At 53.6% G+C, this 18798-nt stretch carries 17 protein-coding genes; 10 read left to right on the top strand and 7 right to left on the bottom strand.

All coding sequences use genetic code 11. From position 1 onward, the window contains the following. Positions 1-122: 122 nt before the first annotated feature. Positions 123-1073 (bottom strand): agmatinase, encoded by a 951-nt coding sequence (gene speB, locus CEK60_RS21295; RefSeq protein WP_089040718.1) that lies wholly within the window; start codon positions 1071-1073, stop codon positions 123-125. A 199-nt stretch (positions 1074-1272) separates the two neighbouring features. Here speB and CEK60_RS21290 point away from each other — a divergent pair, with 199 nt between their 5' ends. The 5 genes from CEK60_RS21290 to CEK60_RS21270 all read left to right on the top strand — a co-directional run bounded on the left by CEK60_RS21290 (position 1273) and on the right by CEK60_RS21270 (position 7027). After that, on the top strand, positions 1273-2685 hold the full coding sequence (locus CEK60_RS21290; RefSeq protein WP_089040717.1) for a sigma-54 interaction domain-containing protein: 1413 nt from the start codon (positions 1273-1275) through the stop codon (positions 2683-2685). Between the two features lie 114 nt (positions 2686-2799). Next, on the top strand, positions 2800-3930 hold the full coding sequence (locus tag CEK60_RS21285; RefSeq protein WP_089040716.1) for an ABC transporter ATP-binding protein: 1131 nt from the start codon (positions 2800-2802) through the stop codon (positions 3928-3930). Positions 3931-3959: 29 nt separating this feature from the next. Next, the gene (locus tag CEK60_RS21280) at positions 3960-5240 is read left to right on the top strand and encodes an ABC transporter substrate-binding protein (protein WP_089040715.1); all 1281 of its coding nucleotides are present in this window, start codon (positions 3960-3962) and stop codon (positions 5238-5240) included. Positions 5241-5303: 63 nt separating this feature from the next. Next, positions 5304-6188 (top strand): carbohydrate ABC transporter permease, encoded by an 885-nt coding sequence (locus tag CEK60_RS21275; protein ID WP_089040714.1) that lies wholly within the window; start codon positions 5304-5306, stop codon positions 6186-6188. Beyond that, positions 6185-7027 carry a carbohydrate ABC transporter permease gene (locus CEK60_RS21270; RefSeq protein WP_089040713.1) on the top strand — a complete coding sequence of 281 codons (843 nt, stop codon included), beginning with the start codon at positions 6185-6187 and terminating at the stop codon, positions 7025-7027. Before CEK60_RS21275 ends, CEK60_RS21270 begins: the two co-directional genes overlap by 4 nt. Positions 7028-7336: 309 nt before the next feature. Here the strand turns inward: CEK60_RS21270 and CEK60_RS21265 are convergent, their stop codons facing one another. The 3 genes from CEK60_RS21265 to CEK60_RS21255 form a co-directional block, all read right to left on the bottom strand. Then, a complete protein-coding gene (locus CEK60_RS21265; protein ID WP_089040712.1) occupies positions 7337-8437 on the bottom strand; it encodes an alpha/beta hydrolase in 1101 nt (366 codons plus the stop codon). Between the two features lie 188 nt (positions 8438-8625). Further along, positions 8626-9207: a cyclophilin-like fold protein gene (locus tag CEK60_RS22450; protein WP_232471427.1), complete on the bottom strand. Its 582-nt coding sequence runs from the start codon at positions 9205-9207 to the stop codon at positions 8626-8628. A 5-nt stretch (positions 9208-9212) separates the two neighbouring features. Then, entirely contained in the window at positions 9213-10427 is a 1215-nt protein-coding gene (locus tag CEK60_RS21255; RefSeq protein WP_232471426.1) for an MFS transporter, read from the bottom strand. A 133-nt stretch (positions 10428-10560) separates the two neighbouring features. Here CEK60_RS21255 and CEK60_RS21250 point away from each other — a divergent pair, with 133 nt between their 5' ends. Together CEK60_RS21250 and recQ are read left to right on the top strand one after the other, a co-directional pair. Further along, positions 10561-11454 carry a LysR family transcriptional regulator gene (locus CEK60_RS21250; protein ID WP_089040711.1) on the top strand — a complete coding sequence of 298 codons (894 nt, stop codon included), beginning with the start codon at positions 10561-10563 and terminating at the stop codon, positions 11452-11454. Positions 11455-11582: 128 nt separating this feature from the next. Then, positions 11583-13715 (top strand): DNA helicase RecQ, encoded by a 2133-nt coding sequence (gene recQ, locus CEK60_RS21245; protein WP_089040710.1) that lies wholly within the window; start codon positions 11583-11585, stop codon positions 13713-13715. Positions 13716-13725: 10 nt separating this feature from the next. Here the strand turns inward: recQ and mtnA are convergent, their stop codons facing one another. Further along, positions 13726-14736, bottom strand: coding sequence for an S-methyl-5-thioribose-1-phosphate isomerase (gene mtnA / locus CEK60_RS21240; RefSeq protein WP_089040709.1), 1011 nt, complete (start codon positions 14734-14736; stop codon positions 13726-13728). A gap of 111 nt (positions 14737-14847) precedes the next feature. On the opposite strand from mtnA, the gene mtnB reads away from it, so the two are divergent. From mtnB to CEK60_RS21225, 3 genes are read left to right on the top strand one after another with little or no spacing between them, the layout of a single operon-like run. Then, the gene (mtnB, locus tag CEK60_RS21235) at positions 14848-15438 is read left to right on the top strand and encodes a methylthioribulose 1-phosphate dehydratase (RefSeq protein WP_089040708.1); all 591 of its coding nucleotides are present in this window, start codon (positions 14848-14850) and stop codon (positions 15436-15438) included. Next, positions 15435-16121: an acireductone synthase gene (mtnC, locus tag CEK60_RS21230; RefSeq protein WP_089040707.1), complete on the top strand. Its 687-nt coding sequence runs from the start codon at positions 15435-15437 to the stop codon at positions 16119-16121. Before mtnB ends, mtnC begins: the two co-directional genes overlap by 4 nt. A gap of 35 nt (positions 16122-16156) precedes the next feature. After that, a complete protein-coding gene (locus CEK60_RS21225) occupies positions 16157-16705 on the top strand; it encodes a 1,2-dihydroxy-3-keto-5-methylthiopentene dioxygenase (protein ID WP_089040706.1) in 549 nt (182 codons plus the stop codon). Positions 16706-16965: 260 nt separating this feature from the next. Here CEK60_RS21225 and CEK60_RS21220 read toward each other — a convergent pair whose 3' ends face one another. Further along, the gene (locus CEK60_RS21220; RefSeq protein WP_089040705.1) at positions 16966-18276 is read right to left on the bottom strand and encodes a TRAP transporter large permease; all 1311 of its coding nucleotides are present in this window, start codon (positions 18274-18276) and stop codon (positions 16966-16968) included. A gap of 1 nt (position 18277) precedes the next feature. After that, the gene (locus CEK60_RS21215; protein WP_089040704.1) at positions 18278-18775 is read right to left on the bottom strand and encodes a TRAP transporter small permease; all 498 of its coding nucleotides are present in this window, start codon (positions 18773-18775) and stop codon (positions 18278-18280) included. Positions 18776-18798: the final 23 nt, after the last annotated feature.

Here is an 18798-nt window from a genome sequence, read left to right as displayed (position 1 = left end):
GGAAGTGATTATTGGAGGTGGGCTGGTGGCGTCCTGGCAGGCAATAAGTAGCCTGCCATTTCTCTGACCATTAGCGCTTTGTCAGATAAGCGCTTTTTATTTATGAGCTATTTCAGGACAGCTTAATCACTGTGTTTCACGCCCGGCAGCACGCAGAGCATTTCGTACAGCAGTGTGGCGCCCATCAATGCGGTATTACCGCTGGGATCATAAGGAGGCGACACTTCCACTAGATCACAGCCGACGATGTTCAAGCCTGCCGCACCGCGGACAATTTCCAGCCCCTGGGCTGAGGTCAGCCCGCCCATCTCTACCGTCCCCGTTCCTGGTGCAACGGATGGGTCCAGGCCATCGATATCGAAGCTGATATAGACAGGCACATCGCCCATCTGCTCGCGCACTTCTTCCATCAAGGGGGCCAGCGAGCGATGCCAGCACTCTTCAGCGGGAACAACGCGGAAACCCTGGCTTCGGCACCAATCAAAATCTTCGGCTGCGTAACCGGTACCACGAAGGCCAATTTGCACCACTTTGCCGTGGGCTAACAGGCCTTCTTCCTGAGCACGGCGAAACGGCGTGCCATGGGCAATTGGCTCACCGAACATGTGCTCGTTCACATCGGCATGGGCATCAATATGGATCAGCCCCACTGGCCCATGCTTTTTGGCAATGGCACGTAAAATGGGCAGTGTCAGGGTGTGTTCGCCACCCAACGTTAGCGGAATGCAGTTGTGTTTAAGCACGTCATCATAAAAGTCTGTGATGATGTCGACGCTTTTGGGCAGGTGAAACGTGTTGATGGGCACGTCGCCTATATCAGCCACTTGTAAACTTTCAAACGGAGCGGCGCGGGTCGCCATGTTATAGGGTCGCAGCATGCGAGATTCATCACGAATCTGACGTGGGCCAAGACGCGTACCAGGCCGGTTAGACGTACCAATATCCATTGGAATACCGATAAAAGCAGCATCTAAGCCAGCAGCACTTTCCTGAGTGGGTAAACGCATCATAGTGGCTGGCCCACCAAAGCGCGGCATACTATTGCCCCCAAGCGGCTGGTTAAAATCAGACATACAGATCTCCTTGGCGTTGTTCATGTTGTAGCTCGGAATAACAACTACATTGCACAGAACATGCCAAGTCTCTAAACGCCCTAATAATAGGGCTTTCAGCCATTATTGATGCAGTAATGAATCAAAATCACGTACACTTAAGTCATCTATGCATCATTAATGCAAAAATGAATTACAGGTTACTCAAGAGACAATCGCTGTGAGTGAAATCGATAAGTGCGTGCTAAAAACCATTGTAGAAACCGCCAACGATCACTTCTTCATCGTCAGCGGAGAGGGTCGAGTGCTTGATATTAGCCCCGGCGCTGAGGCTGTTTATGGCGCGCCCCGGGAAGAGTTGCTAGGTAGTAGCGTTTACCAGCTGCAGCAAGCAGGCATTTTGAAGCCATCCATCACCTTAGAAGTGATGCGCACCCACCAGCCGGCCCAACTGATGCAGGTAACCGGCACCGGGCGCCGTGTGATAGCTCAAGCCTACCCTGTCTTTGTGAATGGGAAGTTAGAGCGTGTTATCAGCCGCTCCAGAGACTTAACCGACTTACAGCTCCTACAAGACGAATATGCGCTACTCCAGAAGCGCTTTAGTGAGCACTTAAAACGTAGCCAAGCAGCCCACGGTGCCGAGGAGCAAGCGCTGGACGACGCGCTGGATAACTTGCAGGCGAGAAGCCACGTTATGCGTGAAGTCGCCTTGCTCCTCAAACGGGTCGCCCCCTCGGACGCTAATGTTTTGATGCTGGGAGAGTCGGGCGTGGGGAAAACCGCGTTTGCCAAACAGTTGCACCGTTGGAGCCAACGCCATAACCATCCCTTTATTGAGGTTAACTGTGCGGCCATTCCCGAAAACTTATTTGAGTCTGAGATGTTTGGCTATCAGCCCGGCGCGTTCAGCGGCGCGGCTCGCCAAGGAAAAGCAGGCTTACTAGAGCAAGCGGAAGGTGGCACGCTGTTTCTCGATGAAATCGGTGAGCTTCCCTTATTAATGCAAACCAAACTGCTAAAAGTTATCCAGGACGGAAGCCTTACCCGGTTAGGCGATACACGACCGCGCAAAGTGGACTTTCGCTTAGTTGTCGCCACAAATCAGAATCTAGCAAAACAAGTAGAAGCGGGCCTATTTCGCCTGGATCTTTACTACCGTCTCAACGTCATACCGGTCACGCTTCCCCCTTTACGCGACCGCCGAGAAGATATTCCTGATCTCGTGGAAGCCTGTTTGAAACGCCTTAACCAACGCTATGGGCGGCAAAAAATCCTGGGCAACCCAGTATGGTCAACGTTAATGGGAAGCGACTGGCCAGGTAACGTCCGAGAGCTTGAAAACTGGTTGGAAAGAGCTTGGCTATCCAGCCCGACGGATCAAATTGAAGCACCTAGCCTTCCTACGCAGCAGCCCCCTGCTAATCTGCCGCAAACGTCAATCTCTTCGCCAATAGCCGCCTTAGCCCCCGAAGAAACCCTAAAGCAGTACCTCGCCAGACTAGAGCGCGAAACCTTGGAAACGTTGAGCAAAACGCTTCCCAGTACGTACGCCATCGCTGAACGGCTGGGGATTAGCCAATCCAGCGTGGTGCGCAGGCTTCAGCGTTACGGCATCAAAGTCACCAAGTGAATTTTCCGCTTGACACAACGGCTGTCATCAACCATCCATGTAAGTGTCATACAACGGCAACACCTTCAACACAAGCTGAACCAATAACAACCAACAGCCGGTGATGTGTGTGCTATGTCAAACCAATCGCGTATTCGCTTGGAACGCGTCACTAAACGTTGGGACGCGACTACTGCCGTCGATGACATCTCTTTCGACGTCACGCCTGGGCAATTTGTCATTCTGCTAGGCCCTTCAGGCTGTGGTAAGTCCACCACGCTGCGCATGATCGCGGGCCTGGAAGAGGCCAGCGACGGGCGTATTCATATCGGCGAGCGCGACGTTACCCGCCTGCCGCCCGGCGACCGTGGGCTGAGCATGGTGTTTCAGTCCTACGCACTGTTTCCGCATTTGAGCGTTGCCGACAACATCGTTTTTGGCCTGCGCAGCCGCAAGGTACCCAAAGATGAGCAGCGCCAGCGACTGGCCAAAGTCGCCGAACTGGTTGATTTAACCAATTATCTAGACCGCAAACCTGCGCAACTTTCCGGTGGCCAACGCCAGCGGGTTGCTTTGGCGCGCTCGATTATTTCCGAACACCCGATCTGCCTGATGGATGAACCGCTATCCAACCTGGACGCTCGGCTGCGCAGCGACATGCGCAGGGAAATCAAAGCACTACAAAGTCGCCTGACTATGACGGTGATTTACGTCACCCACGACCAAGTGGAAGCGATGAGCATGGGAGATCGTGTGATTCTGATGCAGCACGGCAAAATCGTCCAGGACGGCACTCCGGACGAGCTTTATAACCGCCCCGCTAGCGCTTTTGCCGCCAGTTTTATTGGCAGCCCCGCCATGAACCTGCTGCCCCTAGTAGCCGGTAAAAATGGCGCCGTTATCGAAGGCGAACCAAGTACCCCCGTAGCCCCCTTGGACGCCGCTGGCGGACATTTGGGCATCCGCCCGGAAGATATCGAACTGCGCATCGCACCCGGTTCCGGCGTGCCCGCTAACGTATTAAGTGAAGAGTATCTGGGAGCGGACACCATTGCTTATGTGGCAGTGGGGGCGCACACCCTACGCGTGCGGCTTAGCGGCAAGCAGGCACTGACAGGTCAGCCATGCAGCCTCTACTGGACGTCACAGAATACACACCTTTTCGATGCTGAAGGCCTGCGGCGGGATGACCTAACGACGCTCCCCTTACCCAGCTCATCGCGAAGCGTTCCTCGCCCACCGGCGGTGGGCTCTTTCCAACACTGACAGCAGTATTGACACTTGCGGAGTCTCTTATGCGTTTGCGTACCCCTTTTGCAATGACCGCCCTGGCAGCGGGCTTGTTAAGCGCCGCCCAGGTAAACGCGGATAGCGTCGATCTGACCATGTACTACCCGGTCGCAGTGGGCGGTGCACTCACCGACGTCGTTGATACTCTGGTGGAAGAGTTCGAAAGCGAATACCCCGATATCAATGTGGAAGCGATCTACGCTGGTAACTACGACGACACCCGCGTGCGCGCCATGTCGGCGATGGAAGCGGGCGAAACGCCGCAGCTGTCGGTCATGTTCTCCATCGATCTGTACGAGCTGATTGAGCAGAACGCCATCGTCGCCTTTGATGACCTGGTCGAAACCGATGAAGAGCGCGAATGGCTCGATGGCTTCTACCCAGGGCTGATGGAAAATGGCCAGTTGGATGGCAAAACCTACGGCATCCCCTTCCAGCGCTCCACCATCGTACTGTTCTGGAACAAAGATGCCTTTGAAGCCGCCGGCCTAGACCCCGAAACGCCCCCAGAGAACTGGCAAGAGATGGCCGAGATGGCCGCTACCGTGCGCGAAGCCTCCAACGGCGAGCAGTGGGGCGTGATGGTGCCATCGACCGGCTACCCCTACTGGATGTTCCAGGCCTTTGCCTTTCAGAACGGCCACCGGTTAATGAGCGAAGACGGCACCGAGGTCTACTTCGACGACCCCGCAGCGGTTGAAGCGCTGGAGTACTGGGTATCGCTAGCCACCGAGCACAATGCCATGCCTGACGGCACCATTGAGTGGGGCACCCTGCGCCAGAACTTCCTTGAAGAGTCCACGGCAATGATGTGGCACACCACGGGCAACCTGACCGCGGTACGCAGCGAAGCCAATTTTGATTTTGGCGTCGCTATGCTGCCGATGAAAACCCAGCGTGGCAGCCCCACCGGCGGTGGTAACTTCTACATTTTTGAAGATACGACAGAAGAAGAGCAGCGCGCAGCGATGACCTTTATTCGCTGGATGACTGCCCCGGAGCGCGCCGCTGCTTGGTCGATTGAAACCGGCTATATGGGCGTTAGCCCCGCTGCCTACGAAACCGACGCGCTGCAAGGCTATGTGGAAGAGTTCCCACCTGCCGCGGTTGCCCGCGACCAGCTTGAGCATGGCACGGCAGAGCTTTCCACTTACCAGGGTGGCCGCATTCGCCGCGCCTTGGATAACGCCGTGCAAGCAGCACTAACCGGTCAAATGACGCCGCAAGAAGCGCTTAGCCAAGCGCAGCAAGAGGCCGATAGCGTGTTACGCCGCTACGCCCGCTAATCGTTAGCCATTTTACTATTCGCCGGGGCGCGCCCCGGCTTTTTCAACGTGCGGTACGTCACTATGTCATTCACCAACCACCGCAAAATGCAGCTCTACGGCGCGCTTCTGCTACTGCCAGCTGCGCTACTGCTAACGACGTTTGCTTATTTACCGACAGTAACAACGGTCATTAACAGCCTGTTTTTACCCGGCTTTCGCGGTGCACCCACTGAATTCGTCGGCCTTGAAAATTATCAGGTGTTGTTCGATGACCCGACGTTTTGGAAAGTAGCGCGTAACAACTTAATCTACGCCATCGGTACGATTCCTACGTCTATCGCGCTGGCTTTGGGTATGGCGCTATTCGTCAATGGCAAGCTTCGCGGGCGGGGCGTTGTGCGTATGGCCTACTTTACGCCGACGATTCTCCCCATGATCGCCGCAGCCAATATCTGGATGTTTTTCTACGCGCCGCAAATTGGCCTATTCAATAAACTGCTCGGTATGCTGGGCTTTTCTGGAGTGAACTGGCTGGGTGATCCAAACCTTGCATTAAGCTCGGTAATCGTGATGTCGGTGTGGAAGGAAGCTGGCTTTTTTATGATCTTCTACTTGGCGGCGCTCCAGAGCATGCCTCCCGAGTTAAAAGAGGCGGCTGATTTAGAAGGCACTAGCCGTTGGAGCTTTTTCTGGCGGGTGACATTTCCTCTACTCATGCCCACCACGCTGTTTGTGCTGATCAATGCGCTGATTAACTCGGTGCGGGTCGTGGATCACCTATTTATCTTGACCAAGGGCGGGCCCAACAACGCCACCAACCTGCTGCTTTATTACGTCTACGAGAATGCGTTCTCGTTCTTTGACCGCACCACGGCAGCCACCATTACGGTGGTGATTCTGCTGGTGCTCGCGGTAGTGGCCACGCTTAAGTTCACGATTTTAGATCGCAGGACGCACTATCAATGAATACGACCACTTCCTATGCGCCCCGCTCCCGCTTTTTCTCAATTCCAGCGCTGGAAACAGTGGCCGCGTGGCTACTGGCGATTATTTGGATTTTTCCGCTGCTGTATGCTTTTTGGGCTGCCTTCCACCCCAGCGAGTTTATGGTCAACTTTGCGCTCTTCGCCCCGCTGACGTTGGAGAACTTCGCTAACGCTTGGTCTCAAGCGCCATTTGCCCGCTACTACCTAAACACCTTTGCGCTAGTGACAGGAGTGGTGGTCGGTCAGTTTGTGGTCTGCACTCTGGCGGCGTTTGCCTTTGCGCGCTTTCCGATTCCCGGCAAGAACGTTCTGTTTATGCTGGTGCTAATTCAGCTCTTTGTGTTCCCAGAAGTGCTGATTGTCGAGAACTACCGCATTGCCAGTGAGCTGGGACTGATCAACACCATCACCGGGATTGGCTTACCTTACGTAGCCAGCGCCCTGGGTATTTTTCTGCTCCGCCAAACCTTTAAAACCATTCCAAGGGAGCTGGAAGACGCCGCCCGCATCGAAGGCTGTAACTGGCTGGAAATTTTGTGGAAGGTGTACGTACCGCTAGCCAAGCCTACCTATCTTGCTTACGGACTGGTCTCGATTAGCCACCACTGGAACAACTTTATCTGGCCATTAGTGGTGACCAACTCGGTAGAGAGCCGACCGCTAACGGTAGGATTAGGGGTGTTTTCCGCGCCCGAAACCGGCGTTAACTGGGCGACCGTTAGCGCTGCGACGCTGTTAAGCATCGCCCCGCTGCTAGTCGCTTTCCTGCTCTTTCAGCGTCAGTTTGTCCAGTCGTTTTTACGGGCAGGAATTCGCTAATCGAAGACCTAATGACACTCTAGTGATGATTAACAACGCTTTGCTTTTAGCTCACTCCCACCACACGCTAAATCGCTGTTCACTATCATCAAGCAAGATGGGCTCATCTATTATGGGCGTCAAATGGATGTAGGCCCAGCGTGGGTCGTACTGACCGACTAAATCAAACCCATCAAAGCGCTAGCCAATCTCGGCAAAGTGAGGACCATAGCCACTGTCTCCACCGAAGGAAGATCGCCATCCGGGCGCAGCCCCTCACTACTGGAACGAAAATTCTCAATGAGAACGCAAGCTGCCTCGACGTGGCGTTTACTTCAGATGTTCGTCAAAGAACTCCGCCAGTCGTTCAAACGGTATCTTATCCATTTGATCATACAGATCAGTATGGCTTGCATCCTCAATGATCAGAAGCTCCTTGGGCGCCGCTGCGGCTGCATAGGCGGTTTCACTGAAGTAGCGCGAGTGCGCGTTTTCGCCATGAATTAACAGAAGGGGGCGAGGCGAAATTTCATGAATATAGGTCAGCAGCGGCATGTTCATGAACGACAGCGGTGTGGTCTGCGACCAGGCATTGCCCGAGTTAACTGCACGTTCGTGGTACCCACGCGGTGTCATGTAGTAGTCATGGTAGTCGACAAGAAATTGAGCCTCACCACCCTGTAATTCATTGTAAGGCGGTTGATAAGCGGGCCTCCCGTTTTCCGCATCTAACCAACGCTGCCGACTCAACTGCTCCAGTGTTTGCGCCCGCTCCTCGGAAGTCATGCTGTCGTTGTAGCCCCTAGACATGACTCGCGTCATGTCATACATAGTGCTAGCCGCGACAGCCTTAACACGCTTATCCACAGCGACAGCATTCAATGCCATACCCCCCCAGCCGCAAATACCTATGACCCCAATACGTTCTTGATCAACGTAGGGCTGCAAACCAATAAAGTCTACTGCGGCACTAAAGTCTTCAGTATTGATGTCAGGCGAGGCAATGTTGCGTGGCTCTCCGCCACTTTCGCCGGTATAAGATGGATCGAAAGCCAGCGTAACGAAACCGCGCTCAGCCAATGTTTGCGCATATAGACCGGAGGACTGCTCTTTCACTGCGCCGAACGGGCCACCGATAACAATAGCCGCCAATTGTTCATTAATACGACTTTTCGGTAGGTATAGGTCAGCAACCAGGGTAATGCCATAACGATTCTTGAACGTTACCTTCTCATGATCAACCTGATTGCTTTGCGGAAAAGTCTTGTCCCATTCTTGCGTCATCAATAGGGGCGCCTCGCCTGTGGCAGCCAAGGCGGACTGTGCGCCAAAAAATACTGCTGTACCGGCCAGCAAGGATCCTTCTATGAAGCCCCTGCGCGATGTAATGAACTGGTTACTATCTAATGATTTCGGGGTAGATTCGTTCATGGGTTTCTCCATTACTGGTTGGAGGCTGAGGAAGCTAGGTCAACACCCTGGATATCATTGCGGACACCAAGGTGCATCTATGGGCCGAGTGTCTCAGTTCCTGGTGAGTGCGAGGTGCGAACCTATCGGCCAGTGAGGCACTAGAGCGGAAGGCTTAATCAAGATCGTGGTCTTCATGGATTCGCAATCTAGTTCATTGAAAAATCGATTCGCACACTATCTCTTCCTAGAGCCTGGATCAGGCCGTCAGTGTCATCTACGCGACCAAGATGCGTGTAGGAGTAAGCCGAATCGAACGTCAAATAGAAGACAACCAGAGCCTTCGTTCCATATAACATGAGATCGCCGTTGTGGATCGTGCCGGGGCGGCTTGCGTCCGTCGGCAGTGCTTGAGGCAGATCTGCGTATTTCTCGTTGCCATGTAGGTCGCCCATATCCATCGAGATCGGCATCAGCGCAGCAAACGCATGAGCTGCTTCAGTGTCGGCCAGCGTGATGGAGAAACGGCGTTCGCCGACGGTCATCCACATGCGAGATTCCTCCGGTTGTACAGTGGCTGTTGCGGCGGCAGTGGACGGTTCTGACGTCGCGGAATGAGCCGCGTCGCCTCCGCCAAGCGCAAACGCAAACGCAAACGCAAACAGGGCGAGTCCCCAATAAGTCCGCAGGCCATGCACTCGGCGATTTTTGATGGCCGGGTGACGGCAACTGCTTTGATTGGCTCTAAGGCTCGTGGTCATGGGTTTCTCCTGGCGTGACGTCCGGCTCATACCGCTTACCGGACTTGCGATCGTGAGGTCATAAAGGCGAGGAAAGCCGCGAACAACAACACGGCAGAACTCGCCACAAAGGTGCTCCGGTAGCCTGCCGAATCGAACAGTAGACCGCCTACGGTTGATCCCAGCGCGATGGATAACTGGATTACCGCTACCATCAACCCACCGCCGACTTCGGCATTTTCTGGCACGGATTTAGCGAGCCATGCCCACCACCCCACGGGCGCTGCCGTAGACACTAATCCCCAGAACCCCAGCAGAACAAAGGCCACGGCGACCGAGCTACCGAAGGCGACTAACGCCAACGCGGTGGCCGCCATTAACAGCGGAATAACAACCAATATCCGGTACAACCCTTTTTTAATAAATCCACCGATCAGCATGGTACCGACCAACCCGGCAATCCCCAGTACCAACAGGATCAGCGAAAGCATCGGCACATCAACGCCGGTGACGGTTTCAAGAAAGGGACGAACATAAGTGAACAGTGCGAACTGCCCCATAAAGAAAATGCCCATCGCCATCATCCCTAAAAACACTAGGGGATCCTTCAACAGCGTGAATACGTTGCCAGCACCGTTCGCCTGTGGAGTCGCTTTCATGGAGGGCAAACTGATCCATTGCCAAACCATGGCAACAAACGCCACTGGCACTAGGAAAAAGAACGTCCCACGCCAACCAATCATTCCCCCCAAATAGCTGCCTAACGGAGCAGCGACCACCACCGCGAGCGCATTGCCCCCGTTAAAAATCGCCAATGCTTTGGGAACACTATCAGCAGGCACTAATCGCATGGCGACTGCCGCAGACATCGACCAGAAGCCACCCACAACAACACCAATCAGTGCCCGCCCCACCATGTACATCGTGTAGTTAGTCGCCAACCCAACGATTAGCCCAGAGACACTCATCAGTGCCGTTAAAATAAGCAGCAAGTTTTTTCGGTCGATTCCGCCTGCGAGTTTTGAAATCGATAGGCTGGTTAAGACCGCAAAGGCTCCCGAGATAGCAATGCCGTAGCCTGCCAGCCCTTCCGTGACGCGTAGGTCGTTAGCAATGGGAGTTAGCAGACTAACCGGCATAAATTCCGAGGCGATCAACGCAAAGACACAGAGCGTCATCGCAAAAACACCGCTCCAATAAGCAGGCTGCGATTTATTTTCCTGCTGAGTAACGCGATTGGTAGGTGCGGTGTCAGAAGCTAGCGTGCTCAAAACGTCTTCCCTCAAGCAATGAATGGTTAAGGTGAATGTCGAATAACCTTCTTTTACTGAACACATATTGACATCAGCCTTCCATCTTGATTAGTGGGGATAATGTTTATGAACCTGTGAGTAAAATTCAGCAATGGCAAATTCGAGAATCGATGACCTACAGGCTTTTCTCGCCGTGGCACGAGACCAAAGCTTTACCAAAGCAGCTGCCAAGCTGGGAGTGACGCCATCAGCCTTAAGTCACCGTATGAAATCCCTAGAGCAGCGTCTTGGGCTGCGATTACTGGCCCGCACTACAAGAAATGTCGCACCAACGGAAGCGGGTGAGCGGCTGATACAGTCGCTTACACCTCTTTTTGATCAGATTGCAATGGAAGTAGAGGCGTTAGGAGAGTTGCGTGACAAACCAGCAGGAACCATCCGCATATCGTGTACCGATGATCAGATTGCGCTTTGCTTGAGGCCAAAAATGGCCGAGTTTCTGGAAAATTATCCTGACGTCACCATTGAGCTCTATGTGGATTACGGGTTTACCAACGTGGTGACAGAGCGATTTGATGCCGGTATACGCCTTGGCGAAGCGATTAGCCAAGATATGATTGCGATTCCGCTCAGCCCTGAAATGCGCTTGGTGGTAGTGGGTTCAACGGAATATTTTAATCAACATCCCGAACCTCAAACACCTTATGAGCTGACCCATCACGCCTGTGTGGATATTCGCCACAGGCCCGATGGAGCAATCTATGCCTGGGAGTTTGAAAAGGATGGTAAGGAGTTCACCGTCAAGGGCCAGGGACAGCTCGTCTTCAACAGTATCGTTCATGTACTTAATGCGGCTTTGGATGGGATCGGTCTAGCTTACGTACCAGAGGCTTTAGCCGCTCCTTACCTTGCAAATGGTCGGCTCAAAAAGGTATTGACCGACTGGTCGCCCTATTTTTCTGGCTTTCACCTGTACTACCCAAACCGTCGACAGTCTTCACCTGCCTTCTCGGCATTTGTCGATACATTCCGCCATAAAGAGTAGCAACCTCGCTGGATTGCTTTGAGTCACCATGAGGCTGGACATATTCTCAGCGTCGGCATTCGCGAAACAAACTCCCTTGAATTTTCGTGCGACAATTCTCCCTCAAGCACGAGACAAGGAGAGCATTGATGCACGGCGCCCCCCATCCAGCAGCCCTCAAGGTACTGCAGGAAGTATTTGGCTACGATAGCTTTCGCGGCCCTCAGCAGGCCATCATTGAGCATGTAATTGCTGGGGGCGATGCGCTGGTGCTGATGCCCACCGGCGGTGGCAAGTCACTGTGCTATCAGATCCCTGCCCTGCTGCGCGAAGGCACCGCGATTGTGGTCTCGCCGCTGATCGCGCTAATGCAGGATCAGGTGGCCGCGCTTAAGCAGAACGGGGTCAGGGCGGCTTATCTGAATTCCAGTCTCGATTATCACGAGGCGGTCGAGGTGGAGAACCGACTGCGAAATGGCGAGTTGGATCTGCTCTATGTTGCACCCGAGCGGCTGGCCACAGCGCGTATGCAGATGCTGCTAGAACAGACCCGAATCGCGCTGTTCGCCATTGATGAAGCCCACTGCGTCTCCCAGTGGGGTCACGACTTTCGCCCCGAATATCGCCAGCTCTCCCACCTGCAGCAGCGTTTTCCCCAGGTGCCGCGCATCGCCCTGACCGCCACTGCCGATGTGCCCACAAGGGGCGATATCATGGAGCATCTGCAGCTCCACGAGGCGGCGCTTTACAACAGCGGCTTTGACCGGCCCAACATTCGCTACCATATCGCCGAGAATCAGGGTAACGCCAAGGAACAGCTGCTGCGCTTTATTCGCGAGCACCACGATGGTGAGGCGGGCATTGTGTACTGCCTTTCCCGGCGCAAGGTGGAGGAAACCGCCGCCTGGCTGGAACGCCAGGGGCTGACCGCACTGCCTTACCACGCTGGGCTTCCTGCCGAGCAGCGCCAGCAACACCAAACCCGCTTTCTGCGTGACGATGGCGTGGTGGTAGTGGCCACCATCGCCTTCGGCATGGGCATCGACAAGCCGGACGTGCGCTTTGTCGCCCACCTCAACCTGCCCAAAAGCATCGAAGCCTACTACCAAGAGACTGGCCGTGCCGGGCGCGACGGCCTGCCCGCCGATGCCTGGATGGCCTACGGGCTTCAGGATGTAATCACCCTGCGCCAGATGCAGCAGGACTCCAGCGCCGCCGACCAGCAAAAGCGCATCGAGCAGCAGAAACTCGACGCCATGCTGGGGCTTTGCGAAATCATCAGTTGCCGACGCCAGGCGCTTCTCCACTACTTTGGCGACCCTCTGGACACGCCCTGCGGCAACTGCGACAACTGCCTGACCCCGCCCGACACTTGGGAGGCCACCGTGGCGGCACAAAAAGCGCTGTCGTGTGTCTACCGCACCGAACAGCGCTTCGGCGTGACCTATCTCGTGGACGTGTTGTTGGGCAAAAGCAACGAGCGTATCACCCGCTTTGGCCACGACAAGATCAGCACCTTTGGCATTGGCGGCGACCTTTCGTCCAACGAATGGAAGGCGCTGTTTCGCCAATTGATTGCGAGCGGTTTGCTAAGCGTGGATATGGAAGGTCACGGCGGGATTCGCTTAACGGCCAACGCCAAGCCAGTACTGCGTGGCGAACAGTCGCTAACCCTGCGTAAGCCAAGCAAGGCCAAGGCCGCCCGGCGCAGCAGCAAGGGCGCTTCGGTAGCGCAAGGCCACGGCGCGCTGTGGGAAGCCCTGCGCCAGCACCGCAAGGCACTTGCCGAAGCCCAGGGCGTGCCTGCCTATGTAATCTTCCACGATGCCACTCTGGCCGAACTGGTCGAACAGAAACCCCAAAGCCTAGAGGCACTGGGCGCGATCTCGGGTATCGGTGCGCGCAAGCTGGCGGATTACGGTGAGGGTTTTCTGGCCGTTATTCTGGCGCACCAGGAAATCCATCAAGACACCCCGTCCGTGGGCAGCAGTGCCTTGGAATCCGCCGCCTTGCTGCGCAAGGGGTTAACACCTGAGGAAGTCGCCGAGCAACGCGGCCTGGCCGCCAACACCATTTATCGCCACCTGAGTGATGTGATTCAAAGCGGCGGGCTGGCGCTGGAAGAAGTCGTCGACTTGAATCCCGTAACCCTGGAGCAGATCCGCACCGCCTTTGCGCACTATCCAGACCAAGGGCTGAAAATGGTTTTCGAGGCACTGGAAGGGCGTATCGATTATCCCATCCTACACTGTGTACGGGCGTCTCTGGCGGCACCACGTTAGCGCGGCGGCGTTATCGGCAATGCTCGCCCCGGGCAATGGCGGCGGCATCAAACACGCCGGTATCCAAAATCCAGGCGGTGACCAGTTTGGCGGGTGTCACATCAAAGGCAGGGTTCCACACGGGGGCATTCTCGGGAGCCCAGACAACATCACCAAAAGCGCCTGAAACACCGCGGATTTCTGACGCATCACGCTGTTCAATAGGAATCTCGGTACCAGTGGCGCAGGCGGGATCTACCGTGGTGTAGGGTGCGACCACGTAAAACGGCACATTGTGGTAGTGGGCGGCAACGGCGAGCATGTAAGTACCCACTTTGTTGGCGAAGTCACCGTTGGCACAAATGCGGTCGGCACCGACCATGACTTTATCGACTTTCCCCGCTGCCATTAAGCTCGCGGCCATGCTGTCAGCAATCAATTGATAGGGAATGGCTAAGTCAGCCATTTCCCAGGCGGTTAAGCGGCCGCCTTGCAGCAGCGGGCGGGTTTCATCCACATACACATGCAGCGTCACACCGCGCTGCTTGGCAACTGCTAGTGCGCCAATAGCGGTGCCAACACCTGCGGTGGCAAGCGCCCCGGTATTGCAGTGGGTCAATATGCGGTCGCCTGATTGCAAAAGGTCGGCTCCCCGCTCGGCCATACGCTGACAAAGCTCGCGGTCTTCTGAAAACAGTTCAGCGGCACGCTCAGCCAAGGCGGCAACCCCTTGCTCAAAGCAGGCTTCCATGGCATCCAGGCAGTACATCAGGTTCACTGCGGTGGGGCGCGTGGCGCGTAAGCGATCACTTACCAACTGCCAATCACTTTGCGGATGACGCGCGGCGTATTGAGCCAGCACGAAAGCAGCGCTCAAACCAATCAGCGGCGCGCCGCGAATCGCTAGGTTTTTCACCGCATGCTGCCACTCTTCTGGTGAACCACAGCGCACCCACTGCTCCTTCTGGGGCAGTTGGGTTTGATCCAAATACTCAAGGTGGTCGGCATAGACCCGTAAACTGCGTGACTGTAGGTGTGGCATTGCTGGACTCCTTGAGCACTCGAACTTGACTAGCAGAACAACGGCGCGGCTTATCAGGCGCGAAGCTTATCATATAGAATGGCTGCTACTAGATGAGGCGACGCAGATCCTATGATGACGCTACAAACTGAACTGCTGGCCGCCATTTCATGGGCGGCGCAGCAAGGCTGGACACCCGCCACTGGCGGTAACTTTTCCGCCCGTACCGAGGCGGGCTATCTTGTCACCGCTTCTGGCCGGGATAAAACCCGCATTCAGGCCGATGACCTCTTGCTCTGCAACCTGGATGGCAAGGTGCTATCCGGTGATGGGAAACCTAGCGCGGAAAGCGATCTGCATGCCGCACTCTATCGCTTAGACGCATCGATTAACTGCGTGCTGCACACTCACACCGTAGCCAGCACGGTGCTGTCGCGCAGATTTCCTAAGGGCATAGAGCTAAGTGGCTTCGAGATGCAAAAAGCCTTAGCGGGCAACGTGACTCATGATGCCTCGGTTCTTTTACCTGTGGTACCAAATTCCCAAGATATGGACGAGCTAGCGGAGCATGTACGCCTCGGCTGGCCGATGCCCTGGGGCTTTTTGGTGGCGGGGCACGGTATTTATGCCGTGGGCGATAGCATCGCTAGTTGCCGTCGGCACTTGGAAGCCATTGAATTTTTACTGTCCTGTGTACTTGAAGAGAGCCGGTGGTCTAAATGAGTAACCCAGCTGTTCGCGCCGTTGTAACCGATATCGAAGGTACCACCACGGATATTAACTTCGTGCATAAGGTGCTGTTTCCCTACGCCCAGGCCAAGCTGCCCGATTTTTTGCGGGCAAATGCTGACTCTGCGGAGGTTAACGAGCAGATTAACGCCGTGCGCCGCGAAATGGGCGACGCTGATGCCACGCTGGATGCCGTCATTGCGCAGTTGCTACATTGGATCGAGACCGACCAAAAAGTCACGCCGCTGAAAGCACTGCAAGGTATGGTGTGGGCGGACGGCTATCAGCGTGGCGACTTTAAAGGCCATTTGTATAGCGATGTAGCCCCAGCGCTGCGCCAGTGGCAGCAGGCAGGCAAAGCGCTATACGTGTATTCGTCAGGTTCCGTGCAGGCGCAGAAGCTGCTGTTTGGCTACAGCGATGAAGGCGACTTAACCCCCCTGTTTAACGGCTACTTCGACACCCATATTGGCCATAAACGCGAAGCCACAGCCTATCAGCGAATTATCGCTGAGCTTGACCTGCCGCCGGAAGCGGTGCTGTTCTTGTCGGACGTGGTCGAAGAGCTGGACGCCGCCAATCAGGCGGGCATGCAAACCCTGCAGTTAGTTCGCGAAGGCACCCAGGCGGGCAATACCCACGCGTGCGTTACCCGCTTTGATGAAATTGCGCTTTAGCCTTTATGGCCTATCACCTTTAAGGAGAGCCTACGATGTCGCAACTGAAAGTATTTGCTGATCAGAACCCTAACAATGCCCTGCTGGACATCACTGACGGCGAGCAGATAACTGCTGAGCTGAACAAGGTGGGTGTGCTATTTGAGCGCTGGGCAACGCCGGGCGAGATTGCCGACGATGCCACCCAGGAAGACATTTTGGCGCTCTACCAAGACGATATCGACCGCGTTAAAGCCATGGGCGGCTACCAAACCGTTGATGTGCTGCACATGGTGCCCACGCACCCAGACAAAGACGCCATGCGCCAAAAGTTCTTAAACGAGCACCGCCATCACGAAGACGAAGTACGCTTCTTCGTCAAGGGCCAGGGGCTTTTCTGCCTGCATATTGAAGACAAGGTGTATCAGGTACTGTGTACCCGCAATGACCTGATCAGCGTAGCCGCGAACACGCCTCACTGGTTTGATATGGGCCCAGCGCCAGAATTCACTGCACTGCGCTTCTTCGATAACGTAGAAGGCTGGGTGCCTCACTGGACAGAGAGCGATATCGCCGGGAAGTTTGATCGCCTGGATCAGTTGTAAGCTGAGAATCGTAGAAGCCAGTTGTAGCCCTGCGTAAGCGCGTGCACCCGCGAAGCAACCCGCCAGCGTTCTGAGGTTGGCACCGTGACTGGATCGGTCACGGTGCCATCATCTAGGCGGTATCGTCGCCGTCGCGAAGTTCGTTACACCGCGCTAGGGGCAAGCGCTGATAAAAACGCCTGCTGGTTATACGTCTTGGCAATGCTCAAGACGTGGTCTGGCTGACTGCTTACAACGACGTGCTGAAAGCTTGATTCCGCCTATAACACACTTGGCAAGTAAGTTATAACTTGCGGAAAAAAGTAGAAAAGCACAATTGAAGCGAGAAACAACGCGACAACAGGCCAGGCACTCTTATATATATCAGATATTAAAACGCTATTAGCAGAGCCTTTTAAAGCAAAAAGCGTATAACCAAAAGGAGGCGTCAGGCTACCCACTGTCAGATTAATTAAGAAAATAGTCCAAAACCAAATAGGTTCAAAATTGTATGCACTAACAATCGGCGCATAAAGGGGGATCGCCAACAATATAAACGCAAACTGATCAATAAACATACACAACACAAAAGGAATCAACATTAATATAAAAAACATCATCCAATCACTAAGCTCAAGCGTGCTGACAAAATCAATCAGCCCTGAAGTGGCACCCATAAAGGAAAGGAGCTGTCCAAAAAGCTTTGAACTAGCCACAATGATCACGATCATAAGGCTAATTTTCACAGATGACTGCAAGCTCTCCCATAACATTTTGAGATGAAAAGACTTATATATAGACGCAGTAATAACAGCTCCCACCACACCAGTCGCAGCAGCCTCTGATGGCGTAGCAACACCTAGCAAAATCAACCCCATAACAGAAAAAACAACGATGAAAAATGGAGATGCTTTAAGCACTTCACCCAGTTTCTCCTTAGTTGAATAATTTTCTACGCCTGCATTATTATCAGGAGAAAGATTTGGGTCTCGTGAAACACGAAAATATATGTATAAAAAGAGAATCAAAGATATTAAAAACCCTGGAATGATGCCCGCAACCAGGAGACCAGCAATAGAGGTATCACGAACTAACGAGCCAATCACAATGACAAGCAAACTGGGTGGAATGATTGGCGCTAAAGAAGCACCACCAAGTATTGTAAAATTCGTTAGATTCGTGTCATAGCCAAGCTTTTGCATTTTCGGCAAAATAGAACGTCCTAACATAGCAGCAACAGCTGCTGCTGCACCTGAAAGCGCTCCAAAAAAAGTCGACAGCCCAATAACTAAATAATACATCCGGCCATTAACTTTACCAATCCACTTATCCAGTGCTGTGGACAAAACATCGACAGCTCCAGATCTAAACAATATTTCACCCATCAAAACAAATAACGGTATAGTAACAAAACTTTCTGATGTTAATGTTTCATACATGCTATTACTGAACATGCCGAAACCTTTCTCTCCTAGCGTTAGCAAAACACCTGTTATATTAGCAATTAGGAATGCCACAAAAACCGGAAGCCCTACTCCCATTAACACAAGTAAAAACAGAAAAGAAATCGTAAGCATCCAGTACCATTCCATTTCAAGTTCCTCTTCTAGTTAACAACACCTTAGAAAACTGATTCCTTAACAATATAACAATTTGCAGAGCAGACAAGATAAAACCCAGAGGTATAAATAAAAACACACACCACTTTGGAATACGAAATGACCCTAATGTATTAATACCCGTTTGGTACAATCTAAATAACTCTATTGCAGAAGTGTACGTTACATAAGAAACAACCAAAAAAGTCATTCCATAAATAATTAGCCTCATTGTATTTGAAATTTTTTCTGAGGAAAAATCGAGCAGAATAGATACCGCAATATGGCCGTCTTCTCTAGTTACCTCTGGCAACGCCAGCATTAATGATGCACAGAACAGGAAAGTAACGGTATCAGTAGCCCATGATGTCGGAGCCGCAAAGAAGTAACGCATTACTATTTCTATACAAAAAACAATGACAATAAGCCCTAAAGCTAAAGAGGCCATAAAAAAACAAACTCGGGTGAGCACATTAATTATTTTCGTCAACATAGATAAAACCTTATATGGCTGGG

Origin of the sequence: Halomonas sp. N3-2A (assembly GCF_002216165.1) — a bacterium.
In the GTDB taxonomy this organism is placed as follows: Bacteria; Pseudomonadota; Gammaproteobacteria; order Pseudomonadales; family Halomonadaceae; genus Vreelandella.
This window is presented reverse-complemented; position numbering and strand designations above follow the sequence as displayed.